This window comes from Aeromonas sp. CA23 (genome assembly GCF_002587065.1).
Taxonomy (GTDB): Bacteria; Pseudomonadota; Gammaproteobacteria; order Enterobacterales; family Aeromonadaceae; genus Aeromonas; species Aeromonas bestiarum.
Map to the genome: position 1 here is coordinate 2,950,486 of NZ_CP023818.1, position 22,764 is coordinate 2,973,249.

Sequence of the window (22,764 nt, forward strand, 5' to 3'; positions counted from 1 at the left end):
CCGAATGGCCACAATAAGCCAGTTGCGGCCGGTTTGGGGAGGGGGCAAAAACAATAACTGTGTGGTTTATCAAAGATTTTCTGCACGATAGCCCAACCGGGTTGAAAGCCGGGCTTAGCTGCCGCTCGGTTAAGCTTGCCCTGTTTTGTTGCTTGGCGACGGGAAGAGGCTCTGTTATGGTGGCATTAATTAGCCGTTTGGATGGCTAGATGGTTGTGGCGAATATATCCATGGTGGCAAGCGCCATCATAGGCCACCGTTTTGATCATGTTGACAGGGAGTTTCTTATGCAGCGTCGTTCCTTCTTCACCCTCTCCGCGCTGGCACTGCTGGCCAGCAGCCTGCCGTTTTCCGTTCTTGCCGCCGATCCGGCCAAGAAAGAGATAGTGATTGGCACGACAGTCGGGGACTTTGCCGACATGGTGACCGACTCCATCAAGCCGCAGCTGGAGGCCAAGGGCTACAAGGTCAAACTGGTGGAGTTCACCGACTACGTGACCCCCAATATCGCGCTGGCCGATGGCTCGCTCGACGTGAACTGCTTCCAGCACAAACCCTATCTGGAGAGTTTCTCAAAAGACAGGGGCCTGTCGCTGGCTCCCATCACCCAGGTGCCGACCGGTCCCATGGGGCTCTACGCCGGCAAGCTGGGCGAGCTGAAGGCTCTGAAAGAAGGGAGCACGGTCGCCATTCCCAACGATCCGACCAATCAGGCGCGGGCTCTGCTGATGCTGCAGGATCTGGGCTGGCTCACCCTCAAGGAGGGGATCAATCCGCTCAAGGCGAGCGAGTTTGATGTGGCGAAAAATCCGCACAATATCAAGCTGATCCAGCTGGAAGCAGCGCAACTGCCGCGTTCGCGGGAAGATGTGGACTTCTCCGTCATCAACGGCAACTTCGCCGCCTCCAGCGGCATTGCGTTCAGCGAGGGCCTGTTCCTCGAGCGCAGCTACAACTTCATCAACTGGGTGGTGGTGAAAAGCGCCGATGCCGGGCAGCCCTTTGCCAAGGACGTGGCGGCGGCCTACAACTCCCCCGAATTCAAGGCCTATGCCGCCAAGCGTTTCGTGGGTTACAAATATCCAGAGGGCTGGCAGGGGCAGAGCGCCAGCAACTGAGCATGGCCATGGGTATGTGACGCTATCGCATCAACAAAAACGGGCACCAGAAGGTGCCCGTTTTTGTTGGCGTCGTCACAGGCGTCAGTAGCGGTGCAGCCACCAGCGGGCGGCAACGAGTGCGGTCAGGCTGCCAAGCAGGGCGCTCGCCAGCACGTCCAGCGGCCAGTGCATGCCGATCAGCATGCGTGACAGGCCTATGCCCAGCGCCCACAGCGGCAGCAGCCAGACCCCGGCGGGGGCGCGGGCCAGCCAGATCAGGCCGAAGAACTGTGCCAGGCTCATGGCGGCGATGCTGTGGCCGGAGGGGAAGGCGTAGTTCACCTCCGCCTGCCAGTGGTTGCCGAGCCACTCGGGCAGGGCCAGCAAGAGGCTGGCCGCATGCACCTGCTCGCTGCGTACTTCCACCTTGCTGGCGTAGAACTGCTGGATGGCGGGGATCAGGTTCTGGCTCTCCAGCCAGATCAGATAGGGGCGCGGCTCCTGGGTCAGGTGTTTGACCAGGCTCTTGATGGCCCAGTCTCCCGCCAGCACGGCAAACAGGGCGCCACCGAGGGCCAGCGTGGCGGGCAGGCTCAGCGTCAGCTTGTGTCGGGTCAGCAGCAAGAGGGCGGCGATGCTGACGGCGAGGCCGGGCAGATCCACCATGCGGGTGAGGGCGTAGGGCCACCACAGCCAGCCCGATTGCAGAGCGTTGCTCATAAAGGGCTGCCAGGGAAGGCAGGTCAGCAGCAGCAGCGGTAGTATCAGGGCGGCGCTGAAACCAAGCACCTGGCGGCGCGGCAACGAAGAGGCATGAGTCGGCATAACAGGGCTCGTAACGGGTGCGTGTAACAGGGGCAGATAAAAAAGAGGCGCCATTGTGCCAGCCTCGGCTTGTCGGTCAAGTCGCACCGACCGGACTGTAACATGGGGTTACAAATGAGTGTGGCTCGGGCCGAGATGGCGATATGGGCATGGGGCGGCAGCATCTGAACATCTTGGCGGCTTGGGCCGGTCTGGTGGATCGACTGTGGTGAAGGGGCATGGGCGAACCCGCATCTGGGCATCTGGCCGCTTTGGGCCGGCTTGGTGGAGCGAGTGTGGTGAAAGGGCATGGGCGAACCCGCATCCGGGCATCTGACCGCTTTGGGCCGGCTGGGCGGATCGACTGTGGTGAAAGGACATGGGCGAACCCGCATCTGGGCATCTGGCCGCTTTGGGCCGGCCGGGCGGAGCGAGTGTGGTGAAAGGGCAGGGGCGAATAAGCATCTGAAAATTCGGTTGGTTTGGGCTAGAATGGCGCGCCTGTGGCCGGTTGCGAAGTGAGAGAGCCCGATGAAGATCGTCGTTGATGAAAATATGCCCCACGCCCTCGAGTTGTTTGCCGAATTTGGCGAGGTGATCCCCCTGCCAGGACGACAGATGCAGGCGGCGGATCTGCAAGATGCCGATGTGCTGCTGGTGCGCTCCGTGACCCGGGTCGATGCCGAGCTCCTCGCCACCAGCCCGCGGCTCGGGTTCGTCGGCACCGCCACCATAGGCACGGATCACGTAGACAAGGCGCTGCTGGCCGAGCGGGGCATTCCCTTCTTCAGTGCGCCCGGCTGCAACAAGTATTCGGTCGGTGACTATGTGCTGAGTGCCTTGCTGGTGCTGGCCGAGCGTCATGAGCTCAATTTGAGCGAGATGAGCCTCGCCGTCATAGGCGCCGGCAACACCGGTGAATGCGTGGCGGGCAAGGCCGAGGCCCTCGGCATGCGGGTGCTGCGCTGCGATCCGCCGCGCGCCCGGGCCGCCGCGCAGGCGGGTGAAGCGGGGGCGTTTGTCGACTACCAGAGCGCCCTTGGCGCCGACATCGTCAGCTTCCACGTGCCCATCACCCGCGAGGGGCCGGATGCCACTTTCCACCTGCTGGATGAGCGGGTGATCGCCGCGCGACCAGCCGGGCAGATCCTCGTCAACGCCTCCCGTGGCGAGGTGTGGGACAACCAGGCGCTGCTTGTTCGCCAACAAAGGCCTGAGCCCCTGCGGCTGGTGATGGATGTGTGGGAAGGGGAGCCAGAGCCACTGCGTGCCCTGGTGCCCCATACCGAGATAGCGACCCCTCACATCGCAGGCTACAGCCTGGAGGGCAAGGCGCGCGGCACCTGGATGCTCTATCAGGCTCTGTGCCAGCAGCTGGGCCGCCCGGCGCGCCAGGATCTGCAATCCTTGCTGCCAGCCCCCGAGGTGCGCGCACTGACACCGGGTCAACCGGCGGATCAGGCGTTGATCAAGCAGCTGGTGCACCTCATTTATGACGTGCGTCGCGACGATGCCCGCTTTCGCAACCGGATTGAGCTGCCCGGCAGTTTCGATGAACAGCGCAAACACTACCCGGAGCGGCGCGAGCTATCCTCCTTGCATGTCTGCGGCCCTTTCGCCGGCGATACCCTGGCCCGGCTCGGCTTTGGCATTCAGGCCGAGTGAGTCGGCTCAATCCCGAATTCAACACCAGAAAATGGGCGGATCCTGTGCCACACCCGGTTCCGCCCTTGTCCGGTTTGGCATGATGCCAAATCCCCTATCGGGCAGGTCAGCCTGCCAACTGTGATGCCAGCGTGCGTCAGCGACACCATGGATAGCGGCGGTTCACCGGCGCCATCCATGGGTAATTCCACAGGAGAGAACATCAGTGAGTCAGCAATTCAACGTAGCGGTATTGGGCGCCAGCGGCGCCGTGGGTCAGGCCATGATCGAAATTCTGGAGGAGCGCGCCTTCCCGGTCGGCACCCTCTATCCGCTGGCCTCCAGCCGCAGCGCCGGTGATACGGTGCGCTTTGGTGGCAAGAACCTCGAGATCAAGGACGTGGAAGAGTTTGACTGGAGCCAGGTGCAGATAGCGCTCTTCTCCGCCGGGGCCGAGGTCTCTGCCAAGTGGGCGCCCATCGCCGCCGAGCATGGCTGCATCGTCATCGACAACACCTCCTGCTTCCGTTACGACGCAGACATCCCGCTGGTGATCCCGGAAGTGAACCCGGACGCGCTGGCCGATTTTCGCAACCGCAACATCATCGCCAACCCGAACTGCTCCACCATCCAGATGCTGGTGGCGCTCAAGCCGCTGCACGACGAGGTGGGCATAGCCCGCATCAACGTGGCGACCTATCAGTCCGTCTCCGGCTCAGGCAAGGAGGGGGTGAGCGAGCTGGCCGGCCAGACCGCGCAGCTGCTCAACGGCCGTCCGGTGGAGCCGACCCTCTACCCGCAGCAGATCGCCTTCAACCTCATTCCGCAGATCGACAGCTTCACCGACAACGGCTACACCCGTGAAGAGATGAAGATGGTGTGGGAAACCCAGAAGATCCTGGGAGATGCCAGCATAGCCGTGAACCCCACCTGTGTGCGGGTGCCCGTGTTCTACGGTCACGCCGAGGCGGTCCACGTCGAGCTGCACCAGCCGCTGGATGCGGATCAGGTCAAGGAGCTGCTGCGCAATGCCCCCGGCGTCACCCTGTTCGATGACGAAGCTGACTATCCGACCCCGGTGCGCGACGCCACCGGCAAGGATGAGGTGCTGGTCGGCCGGGTCCGTCAGGATATTTCTCACCCGAGTGGTATCAATATGTGGATCGTGGCCGATAACGTTCGTAAGGGTGCCGCGACCAACAGCGTGCAGATTGCCGAGCTGCTGGTGCGCGATTACCTCTAATCCGCGGATCGGCTGGCCCGATGGGGAAGGAGCCCCATCGGGCGTGAAACCTGCCACCCGCATGCGGTGTGGATGTGACCGGGGCCGCACTCTATGGCCCCGAGAATTTTTCGCGATATCAACTGATTAAGTTTTTTCCTACACTCAGAAACAAGTTGGGTGCTAAATGTGTCGGACTGCTGGCTTGCAACCTGAGCCTGATTTATATTGAACCGACTGTTTTGGGGTAACTATCCAGATTTTTCAATGCGATAGGGCCGTCATACGAAGGAACGAATATGGGACATTCCCGCATAACATTGGCAACGCTACTCGCATTGGGTCTGCTGGGCACCGCCCAGGCTGAAGACTCGGCGCGGGAGCCTTTTTTTGTTGAGCTCAAGGGCCCGGACGAACCGGCTCCGCCTGCCGTCAATTCCCAGCCGCTGGCGCAACCCGTCGCCGCTCCCCGCGCCACGTCCCAACCCAGCCAGGCCAGGGCCCAGCCCATAGTGCGGCAGGTTGCGACCAGCAATGCCGGCAGTTATGGCCCGATCCGTCCCACCGATACCCTCTGGAGTCTGGCGAGCAAGTACCGCCCCTCCAACAAGGTGAGCGTCTACCAGACCATGGTGGCGATCTACGAGAAGAATCCCCGCAGTTTTGCCGATGGCAACATCAACCACATACTGGTGGGATCCCGCATTCAGCTGCCAAGCGCCGCCGAGGCCAGCGTCATCACGGATGCGCAGGCTCGTCAGCGTTTCAACAGCGACAACGCCAGCTGGAAAGGGCTGAGCCCGAAATACCTGGCCAACAAACATGCCCAGCCGGCCAAGCCGGCGGAGACCAAGGTTGCCGCCGCGCCTGCCAAGGCGACTGCGCCCAAGGCCGCCCCCATTCCTGCGCCCGTACCCAAGGTGACCACGCCACAACCGGCCACCGAGGTCAAAGAGGTTGCCAAGGCGGCCGAACCCGTACCAAGCCAGGCAGCAACAACCAGCGCCGCCAGTGCTAGCGCACCTGCTCCGCTGCCGGCCGATGTGGGCAAACCGGTCGGCAAGCCCTCCACCGAGATGGCGCTGGCGCTGGAAGATGCCAATGCCCAGCTCGGTCAGGTCACTGAGATGAACCACAGGCTCAAGCTGCGCCTGCAATCCCTGACCGAAGAGGTGGAGACCCTCAAGGCCCAGCTGCTGGATCAGACTGCGCTGCAAAAAGAGATTGCCGAGTTGAAAGCCAAGCCGGTACCGCCGGTGGCGGCGGCTCCCGAGCCCAAGCAGAACTGGCTGATGGACCTGCTCGCCTCGCCGCTCAACCTGGCGATGATCATACTGCTGCCCGTGTTGCTGGTGCTGGCGCTGGTCACGCTCTGGCTGCGGGCCCGTGCACGTCGCGAGCTGGAGGAGCAGGAGAAGAGCCTGTCCGAATCCACCGCCATGGTCATGGATCAGGAGAGCGGCGAATTTGACGAACTGATGACGGTCGGCATCGCGGACGAGGAGCCGATGCGGCCGAGACCGGATCTCAACACGCCTGATGGTTATATGGCGGTGGCCGAGCCAGAGGCGCCGGCCGATCTGGTGTTCAGCGACGATGGCGAGATGGATCTGGCCAGTTTCGAGCCGGAACCTGCCCCGGCCGCCAAGGCTGCCATCCGTGACCCGGATCTGGTGCCCGAGCTGGATCTCGCCCATGACGAGTCCATCGAGCTCGATGCCGGGCCGGATCTCGATCTCGCCAGCGAGTTCAACCCGCCCAAGGGCGGTCATGAGGTCATGAGTGAAGAGGAGCTGCAGGCCGCGCTGTTTGCCGAGCTGGACGCCGATCTCACCGCCGATCTGGATCTGGATGCCGACGATGACGGCCAGCCGGATGCCGAGCCCGTGGTCAGCGACGAGGAGCTGGCCTCCTTTGACCTGAGCGACTTCGAAAGCGCCTTTGCCGAGCCTGCCGCTGGCAAGGAGAGTGCGCAGCAGAGCGCCGCCGATACCAGCGCCGACGAGATGCTGGCGGAACTGGGGTTGGCACCGGCCAAGGGCAAGGCGGCCGAGCCGGATCTGGAGTGGGATCCCAACGAACTGGCGCTCTCCGATTTTGAGGATGCCTTCGCCGAGGTGGAATCCCATCAGGGCGACGTGAAGCCACGGGAACAGGCGCAGGAGAGCGGCTACGTCGAGATCGACAAGCTGCTGGCCGAGGCCGATGCCAGCACCATTGAGCAGGAGCCTTATCAGGGCTTCTCGCTGGATGTGGGGCTGGATGGTTTCCCCGAGGTGTTGCCGGAATCCACCGGGTTTGATGTGGATGCCGACGACGGCGGCGTGGGGGCCAAGCTGGATCTGGCCCGCGCTTACCTCGAGATCGATGACAAGGATAGCGCTCGCGAGCTGCTGCAAGAGGCGGCGGAGCAGGGCACGGATCACCAGCGCGCCGAGGCCGAGAAGTTGCTCAAGCGGCTGGGGTAACCCCTCGCATGATGTGATCAGGTAACGAAGGGCAGCCGGCAGGCTGCCCTTCTCTATTGGGGTCCTGTATCGAGCGGGATGTGGTTTTTGGGACTTTTCAGCCTGAGCGCGTATAATCCGCCCCGTTTCTTTTACCGCCCTTCTTTCACCATAAGACAAGTGTTATCCATGCGAATTGCCATAGGTATTGAATATGACGGCAGCCGGTATTTCGGCTGGCAGCGTCAGCGAGAAGTGATCAGCGTGCAGGCCGAGCTGGAGAAGGCCCTCAGCCGGATTGCCAACCACCCTGTCTCCATCCAGTGCGCCGGTCGCACCGATGCCGGCGTTCATGCCACAGGTCAGGTGATCCACTTCGATACCGAGGCGAACCGTGCCGAAGGGGCCTGGACCCTGGGGCTCAACTCCAACCTGCCGCCGGACATCGCCGTGCGCTGGGTCAAGCAGGTGGACGAGAGCTTCCACGCCCGCTTCAGCGCCACCGCCCGTCGCTACCGTTATGTCATCTACAACCACAACTACCGTCCGGCGATCCTCGGCAGCGGCGTCAGCCACTACCACGAGGCCATAGATGCCGAGCTGATGCACCAGGCGGGCCAGAGCCTGCTGGGGGAGCACGACTTCAGCACCTTCCGCGCCGTTGCCTGCCAGTCCAACACCCCGTGGCGCAATGTGACGCATCTGTGCGTCAGCCGCTCCGGCCCCTACATCGTGCTCGACATCAAGGCCAACGCCTTCTTGCACCACATGGTGCGCAACATCACCGGCTCCCTGCTGCTGGTGGGGCAGGGACTCAAACCTGTGGAGTGGATTGCCGAGGTGCTGGCCGCCAAGGATCGCAACCTGGCCGGGCCCACCGCCAAGGCCGGTGGCCTCTATCTGGTGGACGTGGATTACCCGGCTGAATTCGCCCTGCCGCAGTTGCCGCTCGGCCCGCTCTGGCTGCCGGACTCGGCACCGGGTACGACCAGTTTTTAGTAACTGGCCCCGAAAATTTGTGGTTTAATGATCCGTCATTTATTGCCATCGAGCTATTAAGTCATTGAACAATCTAGGCTCGATGCGTTTTGTCAGGCACAAAAGCATTAAGGAATTCCATGAGCTGGCTTGAGAAGATCCTTCCCAAGAGCAAGATCACTACACCTCGTCGTCACAACATTCCGGAAGGGGTGTGGACCAAGTGCAGTGCTTGTGAACAGGTGCTCTACCGGGCAGAGTTGGAGCGCAATCTCGAAGTGTGCCCCAAGTGTGATCATCATATGCGCATCAGCGCTCGTGCCCGTCTCGAGAGTTTTCTCGATGAGCAGGGCCGCACCGAGATCGGTGCCGAGCTGGAGCCGCAGGATGTCTTGAAATTCAAGGATTCCAAGCGCTACAAGGATCGTTTGTCTGCCGCTCAGAAAGAGACGGGAGAAAAAGATGCGCTGGTGGTGATGAAGGGGACCCTCAAGGGGGTGCCGGTCGTCGCCTGTTCATTCGAGTTCTCCTTCATCGGTGGCTCCATGTCCTCCGTGGTCGGTGCCCGTTTCGTGCGTGCCGTCGAGGAGAGCATCAAAGAAGGCCGCGGTCTGGTCTGCTTCTCCGCCTCCGGCGGTGCCCGCATGCAGGAAGCGCTCTTCTCCCTGATGCAGATGGCCAAGACCAGTGCTGCGTTGGACCGGCTTACCAAGGCGGGTCTGCCCTATATCTCTGTGCTGACCGACCCCACCATGGGGGGCGTCTCCGCCAGTCTGGCCATGCTGGGTGACATCAACGTGGGCGAGCCCAAGGCGCTGATCGGCTTTGCCGGCCCGCGCGTCATCGAGCAGACGGTGCGCGAGAAACTGCCGGAAGGCTTCCAGCGCTCCGAGTTCCTGCTGGAGAAGGGCGCCATCGATCTCATCATAGATCGCCGCGAGATGCGCAACCGTCTGGCCAGCCTGCTCGCCAAAATGCTGAATACTCACGTCATCGAAGAGTGAAGATGAGTTCAAACATGCAACAATCCCAAAGCCGGTCGCTGGTCGACTGGCTTTCTTATTTGGAGCAGATCCACCCGGTCAACATCGACATGGGGCTGGATCGGGTCGGTGCCGTCGCCCGGCGCATGGGTCTTACCCAACTGCCGTTCAAGGTGATTACTGTGGCGGGCACCAACGGCAAGGGCTCCAGCTGTGCCATGGCGGCCAGCATATTGATGGCCGCCGGCTACAAGGTCGGCGTCTACTCCTCCCCCCATCTGCTGCGCTTTACCGAGCGGGTGCGCATCGACGGCGCCGAGCTGGCTGACGGCGATCACTGCGCCGCCTTTGCCGAGGTGGAAGCGGCCCGCGGCGAGATAGCGCTCACCTTCTTCGAGTTCGCCACCCTGGCGGGCTTGTGGCTCTTCTGCCGCGCCGCGCCGGATGTGCTGCTGCTGGAAGTGGGGCTGGGCGGTCGGCTCGATGCCACCAATGTGGTGGAGTCCGATGTGGCCATGATCACCTCCATCGCGCTCGATCACTGCGACTGGCTGGGAGATACCCGCGAAGCGGTGGCAGTGGAGAAGGCCGGGGTGTACCGCGCCGGCAAACCCGCCATCAGCGGCGAGCCCAACCCGCCGGCGACCATAGCCTCAGAGGCGCAGCGCCTCGGCGCCTGCCTGCGTCAGGTTGGCCGCGACTTCCATGGCGATGAGCATGACACCGGCTGGGATTACCACGGCCTCAACCAGTGGCGGGATCTGCCCAAACCAGCCCTGCCGCTGATGAACGCTGTCACCGTGCTGGCGGCGCTGGAATCACTCGGCTTGCCGCTGCCGGAGTCTGCCATCCGGCAAGGTCTGGCGAATGCCAGGCTGGCGGGGCGAATGCAACGGCTGCAAAGCGAGCCCCTGGTCATCGTCGATGTGGCCCACAATCCCCATTCGGCGGCCTATCTGGCCAGCCAGCTGCGCCACATTCCCTGCGCAGGTGTGCGCCGCGCGGTGGTCGGCATGCTCAAAGACAAGGACATGGCGGGGTCGCTTGCCGAGCTCGACGGCCTGATTGGCGAGTGGTATCTGGCCAGCCTGACCGGCCCGCGCGCCGCCAGTGCCGAGCAGCTCGCTGCCGCGCTGGGGGAGGGCAAAGGCCTTGCTCAGCGTTTTGATAGCGTCACGGCCGCCTATCAGACCGCATTGGCCGCATCGAGTCCTGATGATATGGTCATTGTGTTTGGTTCGTTTTACACTGTCGCCGACATTCTGGCGGGCACTGCGTCCTGATCGGCACTGACAGGTTGAATGGCACGGCTTCGGGTCTGTTTTCCCGGGCCAGTCCCTCGTCTGCGTGTCATAGGCTAAGCAACATGGGTAGGAATTAACTTGGCTTCGAAGTTTCAGAACAGATTAGTGGGGACCGTCATCCTGGTGGCCCTGGTTGTCATTTTTCTGCCGGATCTGATGGACGGCCACAAGCTGGAGCAAAAGGAAGAGGCGTTTGCCAAGATCCCGCTGCGCCCCGAGCTGGAACCCGCCAAACCGGCGCTGCAGGTCTCAGCCGCCAGCGCCTTGCCGGCGGAACATCTGGCCAGCCAGCAGCAGGCCTCTGCTGCCGAGCAGTGGCAGGTCGAGGAGGTTGCGGATCCGGTCACGCTCGCGGCCAACAAGACCCCGGCGACGCAGACCCAGCCGCCTGCCACCAAGCCGGTGACTCAGCCGGTCGTCAAGCCCAAGCCCGAGGTGATCGCCAAGAAGCCGGTCGAGCCGCCCAAGCCAAAGCCGGTACCGCCCAAGCCGGTGGAAGTGAAAAAACCGGTGGAGACCAAGCCGCAGGCGGGTCAGATCAAGTCGATGGATGATCTCATTGCGAGCAAGATGACACCGCAGGCAGCCACCCCGGCACCCGCCGCGGCCGCGGCTGCTCAGGGCAGCTGGATCCTGCAGCTCGGCGCCTTCAAGAACGTCGACAGCGTCAATGCCCTGGTGGGCAAGTTGCGGGCGGCGGGCTACTCGGCCCACACCTCGCCGAGAACGCCGGTGCAGGGTCAGCTCAACCGCGTCTTCATCGGGCCGGATGTCTCCAAGGCCAAGCTGCAGGGCATGCAGGGTCGCATCGGCCAGATGACGGGGCTCAGCGGTTCAGTGGTGGCTTACAACCCCTGATGCGGGTTTGACGAACGCCGAATAAAAAATACCGCGCCTCGGCGCGGTATTTTTTTAGAACCTGTTCATGGTCTCTCAGCGAGAGGTCGGGCCGGTTTTTAGATGCATTTCACCGGTTTGGGCAGGCCGCCTATCTTGGTGGCCTGCTTGGCGGGCCCTTCCGGGAACAGCTTGTAGAGATAGCGGCTGTTGCCCTTCTCGGGGCCATACTGCTTCTCCATCGCCTTGACCAGGGCGCGAATGGCGGGGGAGGTGTTGAACTCCAGATAGAAGGCGCGCACGAAACGCACCACTTCCCAGTGGGGCTCCTCCAGCACTATCCCTTCCTGCTCGGCCAGCACCTGCGCCAGCTCCTCGCTCCAGTCGCTGCTGTTGAGCAGATAGCCCTTGGCATCGGTGTCGATGGTCTGGCCGTTGAATGCCAGCTGATGTTTTTCAGACATAAGGGGCTCCTCGCAAAGGGGCTATCAGGATTGGGCGGGCATGGTAGCGCCTTGATCCCCGGTGAGCAACCGGCTCTCGTTGGCCAGGGTAAGCAATTCGTCCGCCAGCTGGCTGATGAGGGTGAGCTGCTGGGTCAGCATCAGCTGCTCCTCGCTGCTGTCCGGGGTTATCACAGGGCACTGGCCCTCGATCTGCGCCGGCATCTCCCCCGCCAGGTGACCGGCGGCCCGCTCCAGGGTATGGCTCAGGTGGCGGCTGATCTCGTCGAGCTCGCCTATGGCTTCCAGCTTGTCGCGATGGGCGCCCAGCGCCGAGATGTAGGAGAGCAGGGCGTGATTGCGCCAGGTGAGGGTGAAGCAGAGATCGAGGAAGCGGCGACGCTTCTGCGGCTCCACCAGCATGCTCTGCCAGGCCATGGCCAGCTCGCTGTCCGCCAGATGGGCGCTCTTGCGGGCCACCCGGTAGTCGATGGATTCATCTCTTTGCTGCTGCAGGCTGGCGAGCACGGCCGCCAGATAGCGGGCGTTGGCTGACAGTGAGTTGGCGATCAGGGTCGGCAGCCGCTTGTACTGCCAGTCTGGCCAGAGCCAGGCCACCAGGGCATAGGAGAGCAGGCAGCCGAGGAAGGTATCTAGCATGCGCGGCCCCAGGATGGCAAACCCTATGCCGTCCAGCAGGTTGAACGCCATCAGCACATAGAGGGTGATGAAGCAGACGGCGGCGCTGTAGTTGCTGCGCACCTGGGTGAAGAACAGGAAGGCCGCCAGCCCCATCACCACCAGCTGGACATGCAGCTCGGGGAAGAGCCAGAGCACGGGGATCCCCACCAGCAGACCGGCGAAGGTGCCGAGCATGCGCTGCACCAGCCGGCGACGGGTGGCGCTGTAGCTCGGCTGGCAGACGAACAGTACCGTCAGCAGGATCCAGTAACCCTTGTCCAGATTGAAGGCCTGCAGTATGCCGTAACCCACCACCAACCCGAGCGACAGGCGCAGGGCGTGGCGGAACACCATGGAGTTCGGGGTCAGGTGCTGCTTGAGCTGGGTCAGCAGCGGCAGGCGGGGCGGGCGTGCCAGGGCCGGCAGACTTGCCTGTGCCTGGGTCGGGTTTTGCAGCTCTTCGGCACTGCCCAGCAGCTGGTTGATGCTGGCCAGGTTGCGGCGCAGGAACTTCATCGGCGTCAGCAGCGTCTTGGGATAGTGCTGCTTGAGGTGGGTGAACTCCAGCTGATCGTCGAGGGCCTCCAGGGTCCAGTGGATGCGCTTGTTGTGGGCATAGGGCTTGTGCACCAGGATGGCGTAACCGAGCCGCTGGCACGCCTCCGACAGCTGCAGGAACACCTCCTGGAAGCCGTCGAGGACTATGCCCTGCTTGAGTTCTTCTTCCAGTTTGCTGTAGGGGTAGTGGCTGGAGGTGGCCCGCTCGTGGATCTCCAGCGCCAGCAGGTAGAGGCGCAGCAGGCTGGCAAGCTCGGGCGCCGCCTGATGGCGGGTGCTGAGGCGGGCGTTGAGTGCCGATTTGGTGAGGGTCAGCGCATTGACCAGATTGATGTTGAGCTGGGCCAGATTGTGGCGAATGGCCTGGGCGCCGTGTTCGTCCGCCGGAAAGAAGCGGGATTTCTCAAGCAGATAACGGCCGAGGGCAAAGTAGCTCTGGGCCAGCTGCTCGTGCAGGGTCTTGTAGGGCAGCAGCCAGAGCCAGATGAGGGAGACCAGGCCGTACCAGAGTGCGCCCGCGCCGAGCGCCAGCGGCTGGTAGAAGAGATCCGGCGCCTTGGCGGCCCCCAGCATGGTGTAGATGGCGATGAGCAGGGAGCCGAAGCTGATGGTGGCGTAGCGCTGGCCCAGCGCCCCCACCATCACGAAGATGAAGGTCGATCCCGCCAGTCCGAGGGCAAACAGCCAGGGCGTCGGGAAGAGGTACTGCACACAGAGCGAGGCAAACAGGAAGCAGAGCAGCGTCATACCGAGGTTCTTGACCCGGCCCCACAGGCTGTCGTCGGTTTCGGCGATGGCGCCGGCCACCACCCCGAGGGAGAGCAGCACAGTGAGCTGGATGTCGCCCGTCGCCAGAGTGAAGGCCAGCAGCCCCACCATGGCCAGCAACACCTTGAGGGCGAAATAGATATGACTGTCAGTCAGCAGTCGGCGTAACAAACCAGAGAAGTCCATGGGCATGCTAGGCACCACCCTTGAGCGAAGCAAAATTGATATGACTGTCAGTCAGCAGTCGGCGTAACAAACCAGAGAAGTCCATGGGCATGCTAGGCACCACCCTTGAGCGAAGCAAAATCGATGTGACAGTCAGTCAGCAGTCGGCGCAGCAGGCCAGAGAAATCCATCGGCATGAGACAAGAGCAACCCTTGAACGAAACGAGAACGGGATACTAACCCGCCAAGCGCGAAGCGGCCCTGATTTGGATCAGGGCCACTTGGCTTCATATCCTTGATTTACAACTTATCCTGACAGAAACAGGCATCAATAAAAACCCCGCCGAAGCGGGGTTGTTCATCAGTTGCGGTTGCCGCCAAGCAGGCTCAGCAGGCTCAGGAAGATGTTGTAGATGGAGACATACAGGGTCACGGTGGCGGAGATGTAGTTGGTCTCGCCGCCCCGGATGATCTGCTGGGTGGTCAGCAGTATGGCACCGGAGGAGAACAGCATGAACATGGCGGACAGGGCCAGGCTCAGGGCGCTCATCTGCAGGAAGATGTTGGCGATCATGGCTACCAGCAGCACCCAGAAACCGACGAATAGCATGCCGCCGATGAAGGAGAGGTCACGCTTGGTGGTCAGGGCATAGGCCGACAGACCGAAGAAGGTCAGCGCTGTGCCGCCCAGGGCAGTCATCACTATCTCGCCACCACCATTGTTCATGTACATGTTGATGATGGGGCCCAGGCTGTAGCCGAGCAGGCCGGTCAGGGCGAAGGTGAACACCAGCCCCATGCCGTTTTCGCGGTTCTTCTGAGTCAGGAACATCAGACCATACACACCGATAAGGAACACGGCCCAGTGCAGGGGCGGCATGTTCATCACGGTGGCGACCCCGGCCACAACGGCAGAGAAGCCAAGAGTGAGGGAGAGCAGCATATAGGTGTTGCGCAGCACCTTGTTGGTATCGCGCGCGGCACTCTGGGTGCCGGTGTAGATAGAACGGGTATCCATCTTGGGTGTCCTCTTGATTTCCGGTTGAGGCGGCAGATTCCGCTTCGTTATCGCATTGTATGCACTGAATGTGGGGATGACGAGCGCTGATTTCAAGCGCTACCCCAGCCTGTTGCCCCCTACTATCCCAGAACAAATATGTATTGCATATGAACAAGGGCTTGACGTAGTATGCACGCCGTTCGGAGGGGTGGCAGAGCGGCTGAATGCACCGGTCTTGAAAACCGGCGATGGGCGACCATCCGTGGGTTCAAATCCCACCTCCTCCGCCATCTATATAGCCCAACCGATTGATTCGGTTGGGCTTTTTTGTGTCTGTGATTTTTGGTATGCCAGTGAGTATGCCATTAGATGTTGGCTGCCTTTCTCCTCTATCGCATTCCTTTGGACAAGTATCGGCCCCACTTTCCGGTGGCTGCCCCTTGTGCTACTACCCGTAAAACGTAGCGCGTTACGAATGCCAGCGTTGCGTCGTATGCTTCATTGCATTGCCTATTCATATTTCGGATAGACAATGTGGCCAATAATCGAGCAGATCAAGCGAGAGTCACTGACATAAAACGTTTCTAGGTGGTCTGCGTTCTGTTCTCCAATAAAAAACACCCATGCTTTATCTTTCCTACCACCCCTTCTAGCCTGTTTGGCCTCTTCCTTTGCTGCATCTAACTCGTTAAGTAACATGGTTTTTTTGGCTTGTGACCAAGATTTCCACTCGACATGGAGCTGATAGTTTTTCGAGGGTTTCCGGTCTTCCCATTCTCCTGCTAGGGGGATAATTAACCGCTCCTCGCTCTGGGTGATCGGTAGCCACAACAACTCGGAATAAAAGATCTTCTTATCGGGGTACTTCTGAATTGGGCTACCTAACCTCTTGAACGCCGTCAGGTAATTGTCGGCTTCAATCCCAGGGATCTCCAAAGAGATGTTACGGTCGTGGGGGAAGTTGATGAACGCACGACAGATAGGGCGAATGCTTTGAGCTTTGCGTCTGGAAGTGCGTTGGGGGCCATTACCATGACCAGCAGCTACGGTTGGTGAATGTACCGAGGTTGAACCGTTTATTCCGTTTCCTTGATTAGTAGCTGTCCCTGGCCGTTTATCTATTAGCACTAGCCCTGAAGGCGACAACCCTGGCGATGAGTCCAATTGTTGACGCACGCTTTGTGTCTGTCCTTGGCTGATCACTTCCCGTTCAGCATCTGCATCACAATGGATGAGATGTTCCTTTCCCGGCATTTTGTTGAATGAGGGCCTCTTTTTGTTCTCTTTTTTCCAGGATGAGGGGTACATATCGATGCCGCATCCCCAGCACTCGTAACCATCCTTATCGACATGCACCAACATCCAAAGGGTCTCAGCCTCTATGATCTCACCGGTGCGTTTATCACGAGCAGATTCCATCGTTCTTATCCTTAGGCTTACCACGAAATTAATTGCTCCCATTACGACATGGGACGGATGAGATTGTCCACCAATACGACTCGATAGGAGCTTTCTATGGGAGCAGGAATGCCAAGTTAGAGAATGAACTCATGCCGATCTGCTGTGCCTTGGGTATGGTAAATCGCCAGGTAGACATAACCATGGTTTCCCAAGGTGTCAGCTTCACAGGTGAAACCGTCGTGTTGGACAGTGATACGTTGCTGGCATCGGGCATCCAGCTCACCGGTCAGCAGCTTGGCTTCCAGTTCCTTGATGATGGTTGGGAAAGCGGCTTCCAGCTGGTCTATTGCCACCTCTGCCCATTCGCCAACCAGTGAGGCCCGATCTGACAGAAAGTGCAGTCGGTGGTGCTCTTGGATAAGACGAGCGCCAAAGCGCGGGGTGACGGTATGGGGTAAACCCCACTGCGCAAAAATCCGCGTGGGCTGGTCTGGGGCTGCGGGTTGTTGGTCATTGGTGTTGGTAGCTGTCGCGGTCATGATTAGCGATACCTCAGTTGAATGTCGATGATGGTGCCGGGCACGTTGTGGCGCTGGCGCAATCTGGTCAGATGCTCCGAGAGTTCAGTCAGGCTGGCCAGTCGCCCCCGGTAGAGCCGGGAGAGATTGATGTAGTCAGGGTGACTCACGGTGATGGTTACCTGATGCCCTGGCTGCCAGCGGCCAAAAAGGTGGGCTTTGGCCTCTTTGATGGTGGTGATGCCGGGAGCGGGTAACGTCTGCCGGTTGCGCAGGTGCAGCTTGTTGAGCTCGGGGGCATAGCGATGCACCTCGAGTCCGGTGATAAGACGGGTCATGTTCGGTGACTCCAATGATGCAAAGGGCCAGCCTGTGAGGGCTGGCCCTTTATGCAGTGTGTAAATGAGCTGGGCTTGGGTGGTCTTGTCTGTTTGCCGGGCCGCAGTGACAGGCGCAGTGGCTAGCCGTTGTAAAACAGGATGTAGTTCACACCAGCCTGTTGGGCGGCAGTAATTAAGGGTTGCAGTGCTGGCGGGATAGCATCGAGCTCCATAGCCAGGTTCAGGGTGAACTCATAGGCGGAATCATCCTTCACACCGACATGTTCATGGGAGGCCATTTGCTTGACCCATTGCCACTCAGGCGCCAGGTCTGCGTCATCGTAATCACCGATGATGGAACTCATGGCGACATCCAGCATCTGCATAACCGAATGGCCTGCCAGTGGGTCAGGTGTTGCAGGGATGGTGTTGGTCATTGCATCGCTCCTTGTTGTCTGGGCTGTGCGTTACAGCTGATTGATAACCGGCTTGCAATTGAGCCGGTCCAGCAGGTGCCGCGAGCCGTACTGGGCTACCAGCAGGTCTATGGCCATCTGGGCGCAGGCCGCTCTGCTGGGCTTATTCTCAGGAATTGCGTAACGAGCGGTAAGCCAGCCGCCGAGCAGCGCGATGCGGTAGCCACTCGGAATATGGGTGAGCGACGTACCGATGCCGCTCCCATGAATGAGGAAGGGCACAGCCTGCCCGCCGATGTCGATATCCATGCGCTGGCCCTTGAGCTCGAAGGTGGTGAGCTCACCGGTTTGTGGATGTTTGCCGGGCACCTTGATGGCGATGTTCTTAGCCATTTCATACCTCCGGCTTGCTTTCAAAATGATGGGTCACAATGCCCGCCTCCGGGTCGATGCTGATAAATGCTGGGGCCTGCGGGTGGTACTGGTAGAGCCGCGCCAATTCAGAGCGAAACGCCTCGACGTTCGGCGCCATCACATGACTGATATCACCCTCGGCGTAGGTAAAGGTCTCCAGCTTCTCTGTGTGGATCCAGATGCCAAAGTACCAGGCGTCTTCCTCGGTATCGTATTGTTGCCAGCCCTGGGCCAGTAGCGTCCGGTCGTAGTAGTAACGGTCTGCCTGATGGCACCCCCGGTCGATGCGGCAACCCGTCACGGTGAGCTCAAGCGGGATACGCCCTGCCTTCATAGCCTTCTTGACCCGGCGCAATGTGTGCCGTGCCTTGGTCTTCTCTTTGCGCGGGTCGTAGGGGTTCAGCTTGCTGCCCACGTAGTTGAGGATCCCCTCGGCATTGCCGGCTGTATTGTGCGTCAGCGTGTGCAGCAGGGCGGTGACTTCACGGCGGGCCAGTGTGCCTACGTGATAGAACTTGTTCATGATATTTATCCTTGAAACAAACACCCCGCTAGTTAGCGGGGTGGTAGATGTCGAGGTAGAGGTAGCCGTAGCTGCGCCTCGGACTGGCTTCACACACCCAGCCCTTGTGTTCAAGGCGAAACACCGCGTCCATGTCGGTGCATATCTGGTATGCCTTGGCCATCTTGGTTAACTCACGCAGGAAGTGCGGCAGCACCGTGTCGCACTCGGCCCGCCACGCCTCGTCTGGCTCGCCGTACATACCGGCACGGTCGCCCAGGAAATCAACATAACCACGTTGCAGAATGGCTCGAGCCCCCAGCTTGGGCAGGTTCGGGGTGCCCAGTCCCCATGTCATGTGCTCGAAGATGCTCATGTGTGGCTGCTCCAGTTTGGGGTGTCGTTGGTGCCGTGGTTGAAGTAGGCACCCACAATGGTGCGTCGCCACTCCCCAACGGGATAGCCGAGGTCGTTGCACTCACGCTCCCACCACGCAAAATTAATCTCGCGGGGCAGGTTGTCCACCATGTCCAGTGGACTCACGAACAGCGAGGTCTTGTGCATCGTTGGCACGGGCTTGATCTTGTCGGGGCCAGTGCGCTTGCCGGTCTCGTCATAGTCGTGTGCCCACTTCGGGAAGGTGAGCTGATAGGTAATGAGCCGATGCAAATCGCTATGTGTGCTCATTGCCTGAGCGACTGCGACCTGGGTGAAGCTATCGTTGAATTCGATCATGGGTGTTTCTCTCTTTCTGCAGGTGAACGGTAAGCCGCAGCCAGCAGCGCAAACTGTTCGACCAGGTAACTGATGCTGATCCCCAGTTCATCACTGACCCCATCACCCAGACGATGATGCAGGTGTGCCATGTCATCGGCGATACGCTGGGCTATCTGGGCAGTTGAGCTCGGCGGTGAGCTTGTCACCGTCAGGGTGATGGAGAGAGGCATCACATCTCTCCCCAAGGTGCTTGCTCCCACAGTGACAGCCGGGTCAGCACGTCTTGCGCCAGTGCTTGCTGAAACTGCTGTATCACCTTCACCAGCCGGGGAGCCTGCTCAGGACTCCCACTCCATTCACTCGATTGGTACAGGGTGCAGCAGGTGAATTTGTAGAGCGCCACCAGTTCGCTATCGGTGAGAGGTCCCTGGTGGTAACGATGGGCAGGTTTAAACCGACTCAGTTTGGTCGAGCGGTGCTGGCGTGGTTCCTTACGGTCCTGCTGACGCCCTAGCTGATAGCGATGCCAGACTGCACGCCGATTAGCGAGCATCATCAGCCGTACCAGTCTGTCTACTCGCCACGTCCAGGTACTGGTGACATCCATTGGTGAGTTCCACCAGAGGGTGCGCAGCAGCTCAAGGGTGTAGTGCGGTGGCATGGGGGCATTGCAAAATGCGGTGTAACTGTACGGCAAAGGCCAGGTAGTCCTTGCGATCGATCATGAAGGCAGACATGGGGATGACTCCTTGAAATGCAAAAGGCCACCTGCAGTGAGGTGGCCTTGCTGAGTGATGTCGGAATATCCGGATCATGGTGTTGGCGCTGATGATCCGGGTTTGGGGATGCTGGCGTTATTCGTGCGCCTGCTCGGCTTCTGGGTGAGCTAGAGCGAACAGGATGGCGTAGAGCGCACAATCAATGCTATTGACGGCATCGTGGTGCGGGTAATAGGGCGGTGCGTCTCGGGATCGCTCGAAGTAGTCGTCAAAGCAGCTGAGGCACTCGCGGATCTCGATGGTGGATCCCCGTTGCAAGGTCTCTTCAAGCTGCTTGGCATAACCCTCGTCATCACGCGCCTTGGTTGCGGCCTTTCCCAGCAACGTCAGTGCATCTTCGTTGCAGGTGGCAGCCAGCCGATGGCGCAGCTTCTCGAGGGTTTCCTCCAGGGAATAGGGATTGGGTAATCGCATGGTGCTTGTTCCCTCGTGACGCGGCTAATGACGCAGCTGATGCAGCAGCGCATCAATGGCCTCGATGCAGTCAGCCTGGGTGAGCAGGTAGCCGTTAGGCATGTGAGCCACGATAGCGGGCTCGGCCTGCATCTCGACGTTGTCAGCAAGCCAGCAGCGCAATTCGAGGAGGATATCGAGGGTGGTGAGGTGTGACTTACCTGGGGTTAGAGTCATAGCTGACCTCGCTCAGCCAGCGAGGCCACGCCCTCAGCACCGACCACCAGATGGTCGAGTAGCCGGATATCGACCAGGGCCAGGGCCTCTTTGAGGGCTTGGGTAAAGACCCGGTCTGATTGGCTGGGCTCCGGGTCACCGCTGGGGTGATTGTGCACCGCGATGATGGCCCCACTGTTGAGTAGCAAGGCCCGCTTGACCACTTCCCGAGGGTAGATGCTGGCACTGTCGAGGGTGCCGCGAAACAGTTCCTCAAAAACCAGTACACGGTGTTGGGAGTCGAGGAATAGCGCACCAAACACTTCATGCTCCCGGTCCTGCAGCAGGGTTTGCAGCCGCTCGGCAGCCTCGGTGGTACTGGTAATGGCAGTGCCTTTGGCCAGGCGTTTGCGAGCAATCTGGTTGGCGATGTGCAGCAGGTCTTGCTCAGTCACGGGTTCAGTGACGACATAGGTGCCGGGGCATTCCCCGGCTTTGAGCTTGTGGTAACGCATGGTGGGTCTCCTGAAAAAGAAAGACCCCGGCAGCGCTAGGCATACCGGGGCTAAATGCAGAGGTGTTGTTGGTTCACTTTGAGGGTAGTTCAGTTGGCCTTGGTGGTGGCTTTTGCTTTTGCTCTTGCTCCGGCTGTGGGTCCCCACATCACCGGTATCAGCGATCCGGGGACCAGCACGGTGAGCGGGATAGCCAGCGCAATGCTTAGCCGTTCCGCCAGCTGGTAGGCTGGCCCTATGGTGCCATAGTCTGCGACCCAGGTAGCCAGGGCCAATCCGCTGGCCTCTACCGCTCGCAGGTAGACACGGTAGCCCTGTACGGTCAGGTCACTGTCACGCACCACCTGAGTCTCGCCATCCCGATTAATCGCTTCCAGCTCAACGGCTATCGGTTGTTTGGGCATCTTGTGTCTCCTCTTGTGGTAAGGGGTCACTCTCCACGCGATAACCGTGATGAGTGCAGGTACGCTGCAAGTCAGCCAGGAAACTTGCCAACACACGAGGTTGCTCGGTGAGAGACACCGGTCCTGCTTGGCTGCGCCAAAAACAACGACGTGTGGGGTCCACACAGATTTCATCCACTGGCTGGCTCATGGTGCGCCAATCCTCGGCATTGGTGAGGGAGAGCAGTTGCCACTGCCCCCCAGACCAGCGCAGGTGCAGGGTAACGGTGCGGGTATGTGGGCTATTAGGGGTCAGGTGCAGCAACCAGCGCTCACCTTGGCAGATTGGCTGCAGTTTGGCCTTGGTCGCAACCAGTCCCAGCCACTGGCGTGAATAGTGAGTTAGCGGCAGTTCGTTAGTCATCACACACCTCCTACTCCCCACTGACCTCAATGGTGAAGTACGCCATCCGGCAGTAGGCAACAAAGTTGGTCTGCCACAGGGTGAATAACTCATGGGCCTCTGAACGCTGGACAGGCCCCCATCCTTGCAAATAGTGTTCGTCATCCAGGAAGTTGAAATCGAGTTCTTTGCAAAGCTCTGCATCCTGGCCCAGTCCCTGATAGCTGAAGTCGGTGACGTAATCGAACAGCCAGCCATCAAGACCACGTATCAGACGGATCTCAACGGGGTGAGCCCCTCCTTGCTCGGGGCTGTAGGTGGGACTGCGAAAGTTGAAGGTGAGCTGGGTCAGGCGCTCGAGGTTGAGGCCGAGATGGGCGACCTCCTGACTGAGTAACGTGAGCAGCGCTTGGGCAACGGGCAGGGCAAAGCCGTCCCGGAAAAAGGGAATAGTCATGGAGTTCTCCTTGAAGGGGTTAAGTGTCGCCGAACAGCTCGCGCATTTTTCTGGCTGCACGGGCACGGATCTGGGCGTCAATAAAGGCTGTAATGCTGGCGAGTGCTGCACTTAGTACCGCGATGTCATCGGTGAGCCCCATCGGCAACACATCCGGGATGGCATCGATGGGCGAGATAAAGTAGGCCAGCGCACTGTAAATCAGGAGCTTGGCCCAAAGCGGCAGATCATCCTTCTGGCTGGTGTAGTAGAGCAACAGACAGGTCTCGATAAAGGGCCGACCGGCACGTTTGGCAAAGGCCCAGAGTTTGTGCCAAAAGCCAGAGTGATCGAAGGGCTCGCATTCGGGGGGAATGCAGGGTGGCATAGTGTTATTCCTTCATAGGTGAGCGGGTT

General features: G+C 60.3%; 29 protein-coding genes and 1 tRNA gene. 9 read left to right on the forward strand and 21 right to left on the reverse strand.

What is annotated here, in order from left to right:
- Window positions 1-287 precede the first annotated feature (287 nt).
- Window positions 288-1,118: a MetQ/NlpA family ABC transporter substrate-binding protein gene (locus CK910_RS13810; RefSeq protein WP_098983691.1), complete on the forward strand. Its 831-nt coding sequence runs from the start codon at window positions 288-290 to the stop codon at window positions 1,116-1,118.
- Window positions 1,119-1,202: 84 nt separating this feature from the next.
- Here the strand turns inward: CK910_RS13810 and CK910_RS13815 are convergent, their stop codons facing one another.
- Entirely contained in the window at window positions 1,203-1,925 is a 723-nt protein-coding gene (locus CK910_RS13815) for a phosphatase PAP2 family protein (RefSeq protein WP_098983692.1), read from the reverse strand.
- Window positions 1,926-2,435: 510 nt separating this feature from the next.
- Between CK910_RS13815 and CK910_RS13820 the strand changes: the two genes are divergently transcribed.
- The 7 genes from CK910_RS13820 to dedD all read left to right on the forward strand — a co-directional run bounded on the left by CK910_RS13820 (window position 2,436) and on the right by dedD (window position 11,340).
- Window positions 2,436-3,569 (forward strand): 4-phosphoerythronate dehydrogenase, encoded by a 1,134-nt coding sequence (locus CK910_RS13820; protein WP_098983693.1) that lies wholly within the window; start codon window positions 2,436-2,438, stop codon window positions 3,567-3,569.
- A 205-nt stretch (window positions 3,570-3,774) separates the two neighbouring features.
- The gene (locus tag CK910_RS13825; protein WP_042866095.1) at window positions 3,775-4,791 is read left to right on the forward strand and encodes an aspartate-semialdehyde dehydrogenase; all 1,017 of its coding nucleotides are present in this window, start codon (window positions 3,775-3,777) and stop codon (window positions 4,789-4,791) included.
- A 278-nt stretch (window positions 4,792-5,069) separates the two neighbouring features.
- Window positions 5,070-7,238, forward strand: a complete 2,169-nt coding sequence (locus CK910_RS13830; protein WP_098983694.1) for a FimV/HubP family polar landmark protein — start codon at window positions 5,070-5,072, stop codon at window positions 7,236-7,238.
- A 168-nt stretch (window positions 7,239-7,406) separates the two neighbouring features.
- The gene (gene truA, locus CK910_RS13835) at window positions 7,407-8,216 is read left to right on the forward strand and encodes a tRNA pseudouridine(38-40) synthase TruA (RefSeq protein ID WP_098983695.1); all 810 of its coding nucleotides are present in this window, start codon (window positions 7,407-7,409) and stop codon (window positions 8,214-8,216) included.
- 119 nt (window positions 8,217-8,335) lie between these two features.
- Window positions 8,336-9,199: an acetyl-CoA carboxylase, carboxyltransferase subunit beta gene (gene accD, locus CK910_RS13840; protein WP_042866098.1), complete on the forward strand. Its 864-nt coding sequence runs from the start codon at window positions 8,336-8,338 to the stop codon at window positions 9,197-9,199.
- A 2-nt stretch (window positions 9,200-9,201) separates the two neighbouring features.
- Window positions 9,202-10,461 (forward strand): bifunctional tetrahydrofolate synthase/dihydrofolate synthase, encoded by a 1,260-nt coding sequence (gene folC / locus CK910_RS13845; protein ID WP_172955315.1) that lies wholly within the window; start codon window positions 9,202-9,204, stop codon window positions 10,459-10,461.
- 99 nt (window positions 10,462-10,560) lie between these two features.
- Complete coding sequence (gene dedD, locus CK910_RS13850) at window positions 10,561-11,340, forward strand: cell division protein DedD (RefSeq protein WP_098983697.1); 780 nt, start codon at window positions 10,561-10,563, stop codon at window positions 11,338-11,340.
- 98 nt (window positions 11,341-11,438) lie between these two features.
- On the opposite strand, the gene CK910_RS13855 is transcribed toward dedD, so the two are convergent.
- From CK910_RS13855 to CK910_RS13865, 3 genes are all read right to left on the reverse strand, one after another.
- A complete protein-coding gene (locus CK910_RS13855) occupies window positions 11,439-11,783 on the reverse strand; it encodes a TusE/DsrC/DsvC family sulfur relay protein (protein ID WP_043139376.1) in 345 nt (114 codons plus the stop codon).
- A 24-nt stretch (window positions 11,784-11,807) separates the two neighbouring features.
- The gene (yccS, locus tag CK910_RS13860) at window positions 11,808-13,961 is read right to left on the reverse strand and encodes a YccS family putative transporter (RefSeq protein ID WP_098983698.1); all 2,154 of its coding nucleotides are present in this window, start codon (window positions 13,959-13,961) and stop codon (window positions 11,808-11,810) included.
- A 334-nt stretch (window positions 13,962-14,295) separates the two neighbouring features.
- Complete coding sequence (locus CK910_RS13865; protein ID WP_098983699.1) at window positions 14,296-14,952, reverse strand: Bax inhibitor-1/YccA family protein; 657 nt, start codon at window positions 14,950-14,952, stop codon at window positions 14,296-14,298.
- A gap of 184 nt (window positions 14,953-15,136) precedes the next feature.
- Between CK910_RS13865 and CK910_RS13870 the strand changes: the two genes are divergently transcribed.
- Window positions 15,137-15,224 (forward strand) — tRNA-Ser (locus CK910_RS13870).
- 220 nt (window positions 15,225-15,444) lie between these two features.
- On the opposite strand, the gene CK910_RS13875 is transcribed toward CK910_RS13870, so the two are convergent.
- The 17 genes from CK910_RS13875 to CK910_RS13955 form a co-directional block, all read right to left on the reverse strand.
- Window positions 15,445-16,353 (reverse strand): hypothetical protein, encoded by a 909-nt coding sequence (locus CK910_RS13875; RefSeq protein ID WP_098983700.1) that lies wholly within the window; start codon window positions 16,351-16,353, stop codon window positions 15,445-15,447.
- A 116-nt stretch (window positions 16,354-16,469) separates the two neighbouring features.
- Entirely contained in the window at window positions 16,470-16,874 is a 405-nt protein-coding gene (locus CK910_RS13880) for a type IV toxin-antitoxin system YeeU family antitoxin (protein ID WP_098983701.1), read from the reverse strand.
- Between the two features lie 2 nt (window positions 16,875-16,876).
- On the reverse strand, window positions 16,877-17,191 hold the full coding sequence (locus CK910_RS13885; protein ID WP_098983702.1) for a hypothetical protein: 315 nt from the start codon (window positions 17,189-17,191) through the stop codon (window positions 16,877-16,879).
- Window positions 17,192-17,313: 122 nt separating this feature from the next.
- Window positions 17,314-17,610 (reverse strand): hypothetical protein, encoded by a 297-nt coding sequence (locus CK910_RS13890; protein WP_098983703.1) that lies wholly within the window; start codon window positions 17,608-17,610, stop codon window positions 17,314-17,316.
- Between the two features lie 30 nt (window positions 17,611-17,640).
- Window positions 17,641-17,982: a hypothetical protein gene (locus CK910_RS13895; protein ID WP_098983704.1), complete on the reverse strand. Its 342-nt coding sequence runs from the start codon at window positions 17,980-17,982 to the stop codon at window positions 17,641-17,643.
- A gap of 1 nt (window position 17,983) precedes the next feature.
- A complete protein-coding gene (locus tag CK910_RS13900; protein WP_098983705.1) occupies window positions 17,984-18,526 on the reverse strand; it encodes a hypothetical protein in 543 nt (180 codons plus the stop codon).
- Between the two features lie 28 nt (window positions 18,527-18,554).
- A complete protein-coding gene (locus CK910_RS13905; RefSeq protein ID WP_098983706.1) occupies window positions 18,555-18,881 on the reverse strand; it encodes a type IV toxin-antitoxin system YeeU family antitoxin in 327 nt (108 codons plus the stop codon).
- Window positions 18,878-19,240 carry a hypothetical protein gene (locus tag CK910_RS13910; RefSeq protein ID WP_098983707.1) on the reverse strand — a complete coding sequence of 121 codons (363 nt, stop codon included), beginning with the start codon at window positions 19,238-19,240 and terminating at the stop codon, window positions 18,878-18,880. The genes CK910_RS13905 and CK910_RS13910 overlap by 4 nt, the downstream gene beginning before the upstream one ends.
- On the reverse strand, window positions 19,237-19,452 hold the full coding sequence (locus CK910_RS13915; RefSeq protein ID WP_098983708.1) for a hypothetical protein: 216 nt from the start codon (window positions 19,450-19,452) through the stop codon (window positions 19,237-19,239). The genes CK910_RS13910 and CK910_RS13915 overlap by 4 nt, the downstream gene beginning before the upstream one ends.
- Window positions 19,452-19,919 (reverse strand): hypothetical protein, encoded by a 468-nt coding sequence (locus CK910_RS13920; protein ID WP_253852696.1) that lies wholly within the window; start codon window positions 19,917-19,919, stop codon window positions 19,452-19,454. Before CK910_RS13920 ends, CK910_RS13915 begins: the two co-directional genes overlap by 1 nt.
- Window positions 19,920-20,076: 157 nt before the next feature.
- Entirely contained in the window at window positions 20,077-20,415 is a 339-nt protein-coding gene (locus CK910_RS13925) for a hypothetical protein (protein ID WP_172955316.1), read from the reverse strand.
- Between the two features lie 24 nt (window positions 20,416-20,439).
- Window positions 20,440-20,631, reverse strand: a complete 192-nt coding sequence (locus CK910_RS13930; RefSeq protein ID WP_098983709.1) for a hypothetical protein — start codon at window positions 20,629-20,631, stop codon at window positions 20,440-20,442.
- Window positions 20,628-21,125: a RadC family protein gene (gene radC / locus CK910_RS13935; RefSeq protein ID WP_098983710.1), complete on the reverse strand. Its 498-nt coding sequence runs from the start codon at window positions 21,123-21,125 to the stop codon at window positions 20,628-20,630. The genes CK910_RS13930 and radC overlap by 4 nt, the downstream gene beginning before the upstream one ends.
- A gap of 89 nt (window positions 21,126-21,214) precedes the next feature.
- Entirely contained in the window at window positions 21,215-21,529 is a 315-nt protein-coding gene (locus tag CK910_RS13940; RefSeq protein WP_098983711.1) for a hypothetical protein, read from the reverse strand.
- Window positions 21,504-21,932, reverse strand: a complete 429-nt coding sequence (locus tag CK910_RS13945) for a hypothetical protein (protein WP_098983712.1) — start codon at window positions 21,930-21,932, stop codon at window positions 21,504-21,506. The genes CK910_RS13940 and CK910_RS13945 overlap by 26 nt, the downstream gene beginning before the upstream one ends.
- A gap of 10 nt (window positions 21,933-21,942) precedes the next feature.
- A complete protein-coding gene (locus CK910_RS13950; protein ID WP_098983713.1) occupies window positions 21,943-22,368 on the reverse strand; it encodes a DUF2787 domain-containing protein in 426 nt (141 codons plus the stop codon).
- A 19-nt stretch (window positions 22,369-22,387) separates the two neighbouring features.
- The gene (locus CK910_RS13955; RefSeq protein WP_098983714.1) at window positions 22,388-22,735 is read right to left on the reverse strand and encodes a YkvA family protein; all 348 of its coding nucleotides are present in this window, start codon (window positions 22,733-22,735) and stop codon (window positions 22,388-22,390) included.
- Window positions 22,736-22,764: the final 29 nt, after the last annotated feature.

Coding starts and splice junctions, on each gene's coding strand:
- CK910_RS13810 (WP_098983691.1), top strand. CDS start 288: ATGCAGCGTCGTTCCTTCTTCACCCTCTCCGCGCTGGCACTGCTGGCC.
- CK910_RS13815 (WP_098983692.1), bottom strand. CDS start 1,925: ATGCCGACTCATGCCTCTTCGTTGCCGCGCCGCCAGGTGCTTGGTTTC.
- CK910_RS13820 (WP_098983693.1), top strand. CDS start 2,436: ATGAAGATCGTCGTTGATGAAAATATGCCCCACGCCCTCGAGTTGTTT.
- CK910_RS13830 (WP_098983694.1), top strand. CDS start 5,070: ATGGGACATTCCCGCATAACATTGGCAACGCTACTCGCATTGGGTCTG.
- truA (WP_098983695.1), top strand. CDS start 7,407: ATGCGAATTGCCATAGGTATTGAATATGACGGCAGCCGGTATTTCGGC.
- accD (WP_042866098.1), top strand. CDS start 8,336: ATGAGCTGGCTTGAGAAGATCCTTCCCAAGAGCAAGATCACTACACCT.
- folC (WP_172955315.1), top strand. CDS start 9,202: ATGAGTTCAAACATGCAACAATCCCAAAGCCGGTCGCTGGTCGACTGG.
- CK910_RS13855 (WP_043139376.1), bottom strand. CDS start 11,783: ATGTCTGAAAAACATCAGCTGGCATTCAACGGCCAGACCATCGACACC.
- yccS (WP_098983698.1), bottom strand. CDS start 13,961: ATGCCCATGGACTTCTCTGGTTTGTTACGCCGACTGCTGACTGACAGT.
- CK910_RS13865 (WP_098983699.1), bottom strand. CDS start 14,952: ATGGATACCCGTTCTATCTACACCGGCACCCAGAGTGCCGCGCGCGAT.
- CK910_RS13875 (WP_098983700.1), bottom strand. CDS start 16,353: ATGGAATCTGCTCGTGATAAACGCACCGGTGAGATCATAGAGGCTGAG.
- CK910_RS13880 (WP_098983701.1), bottom strand. CDS start 16,874: ATGACCGCGACAGCTACCAACACCAATGACCAACAACCCGCAGCCCCA.
- CK910_RS13885 (WP_098983702.1), bottom strand. CDS start 17,191: ATGACCCGTCTTATCACCGGACTCGAGGTGCATCGCTATGCCCCCGAG.
- CK910_RS13890 (WP_098983703.1), bottom strand. CDS start 17,610: ATGACCAACACCATCCCTGCAACACCTGACCCACTGGCAGGCCATTCG.
- CK910_RS13895 (WP_098983704.1), bottom strand. CDS start 17,982: ATGGCTAAGAACATCGCCATCAAGGTGCCCGGCAAACATCCACAAACC.
- CK910_RS13900 (WP_098983705.1), bottom strand. CDS start 18,526: ATGAACAAGTTCTATCACGTAGGCACACTGGCCCGCCGTGAAGTCACC.
- CK910_RS13905 (WP_098983706.1), bottom strand. CDS start 18,881: ATGAGCATCTTCGAGCACATGACATGGGGACTGGGCACCCCGAACCTG.
- CK910_RS13910 (WP_098983707.1), bottom strand. CDS start 19,240: ATGATCGAATTCAACGATAGCTTCACCCAGGTCGCAGTCGCTCAGGCA.
- CK910_RS13915 (WP_098983708.1), bottom strand. CDS start 19,452: ATGCCTCTCTCCATCACCCTGACGGTGACAAGCTCACCGCCGAGCTCA.
- CK910_RS13925 (WP_172955316.1), bottom strand. CDS start 20,415: ATGCGATTACCCAATCCCTATTCCCTGGAGGAAACCCTCGAGAAGCTG.
- CK910_RS13930 (WP_098983709.1), bottom strand. CDS start 20,631: ATGACTCTAACCCCAGGTAAGTCACACCTCACCACCCTCGATATCCTC.
- radC (WP_098983710.1), bottom strand. CDS start 21,125: ATGCGTTACCACAAGCTCAAAGCCGGGGAATGCCCCGGCACCTATGTC.
- CK910_RS13940 (WP_098983711.1), bottom strand. CDS start 21,529: ATGCCCAAACAACCGATAGCCGTTGAGCTGGAAGCGATTAATCGGGAT.
- CK910_RS13945 (WP_098983712.1), bottom strand. CDS start 21,932: ATGACTAACGAACTGCCGCTAACTCACTATTCACGCCAGTGGCTGGGA.
- CK910_RS13950 (WP_098983713.1), bottom strand. CDS start 22,368: ATGACTATTCCCTTTTTCCGGGACGGCTTTGCCCTGCCCGTTGCCCAA.
- CK910_RS13955 (WP_098983714.1), bottom strand. CDS start 22,735: ATGCCACCCTGCATTCCCCCCGAATGCGAGCCCTTCGATCACTCTGGC.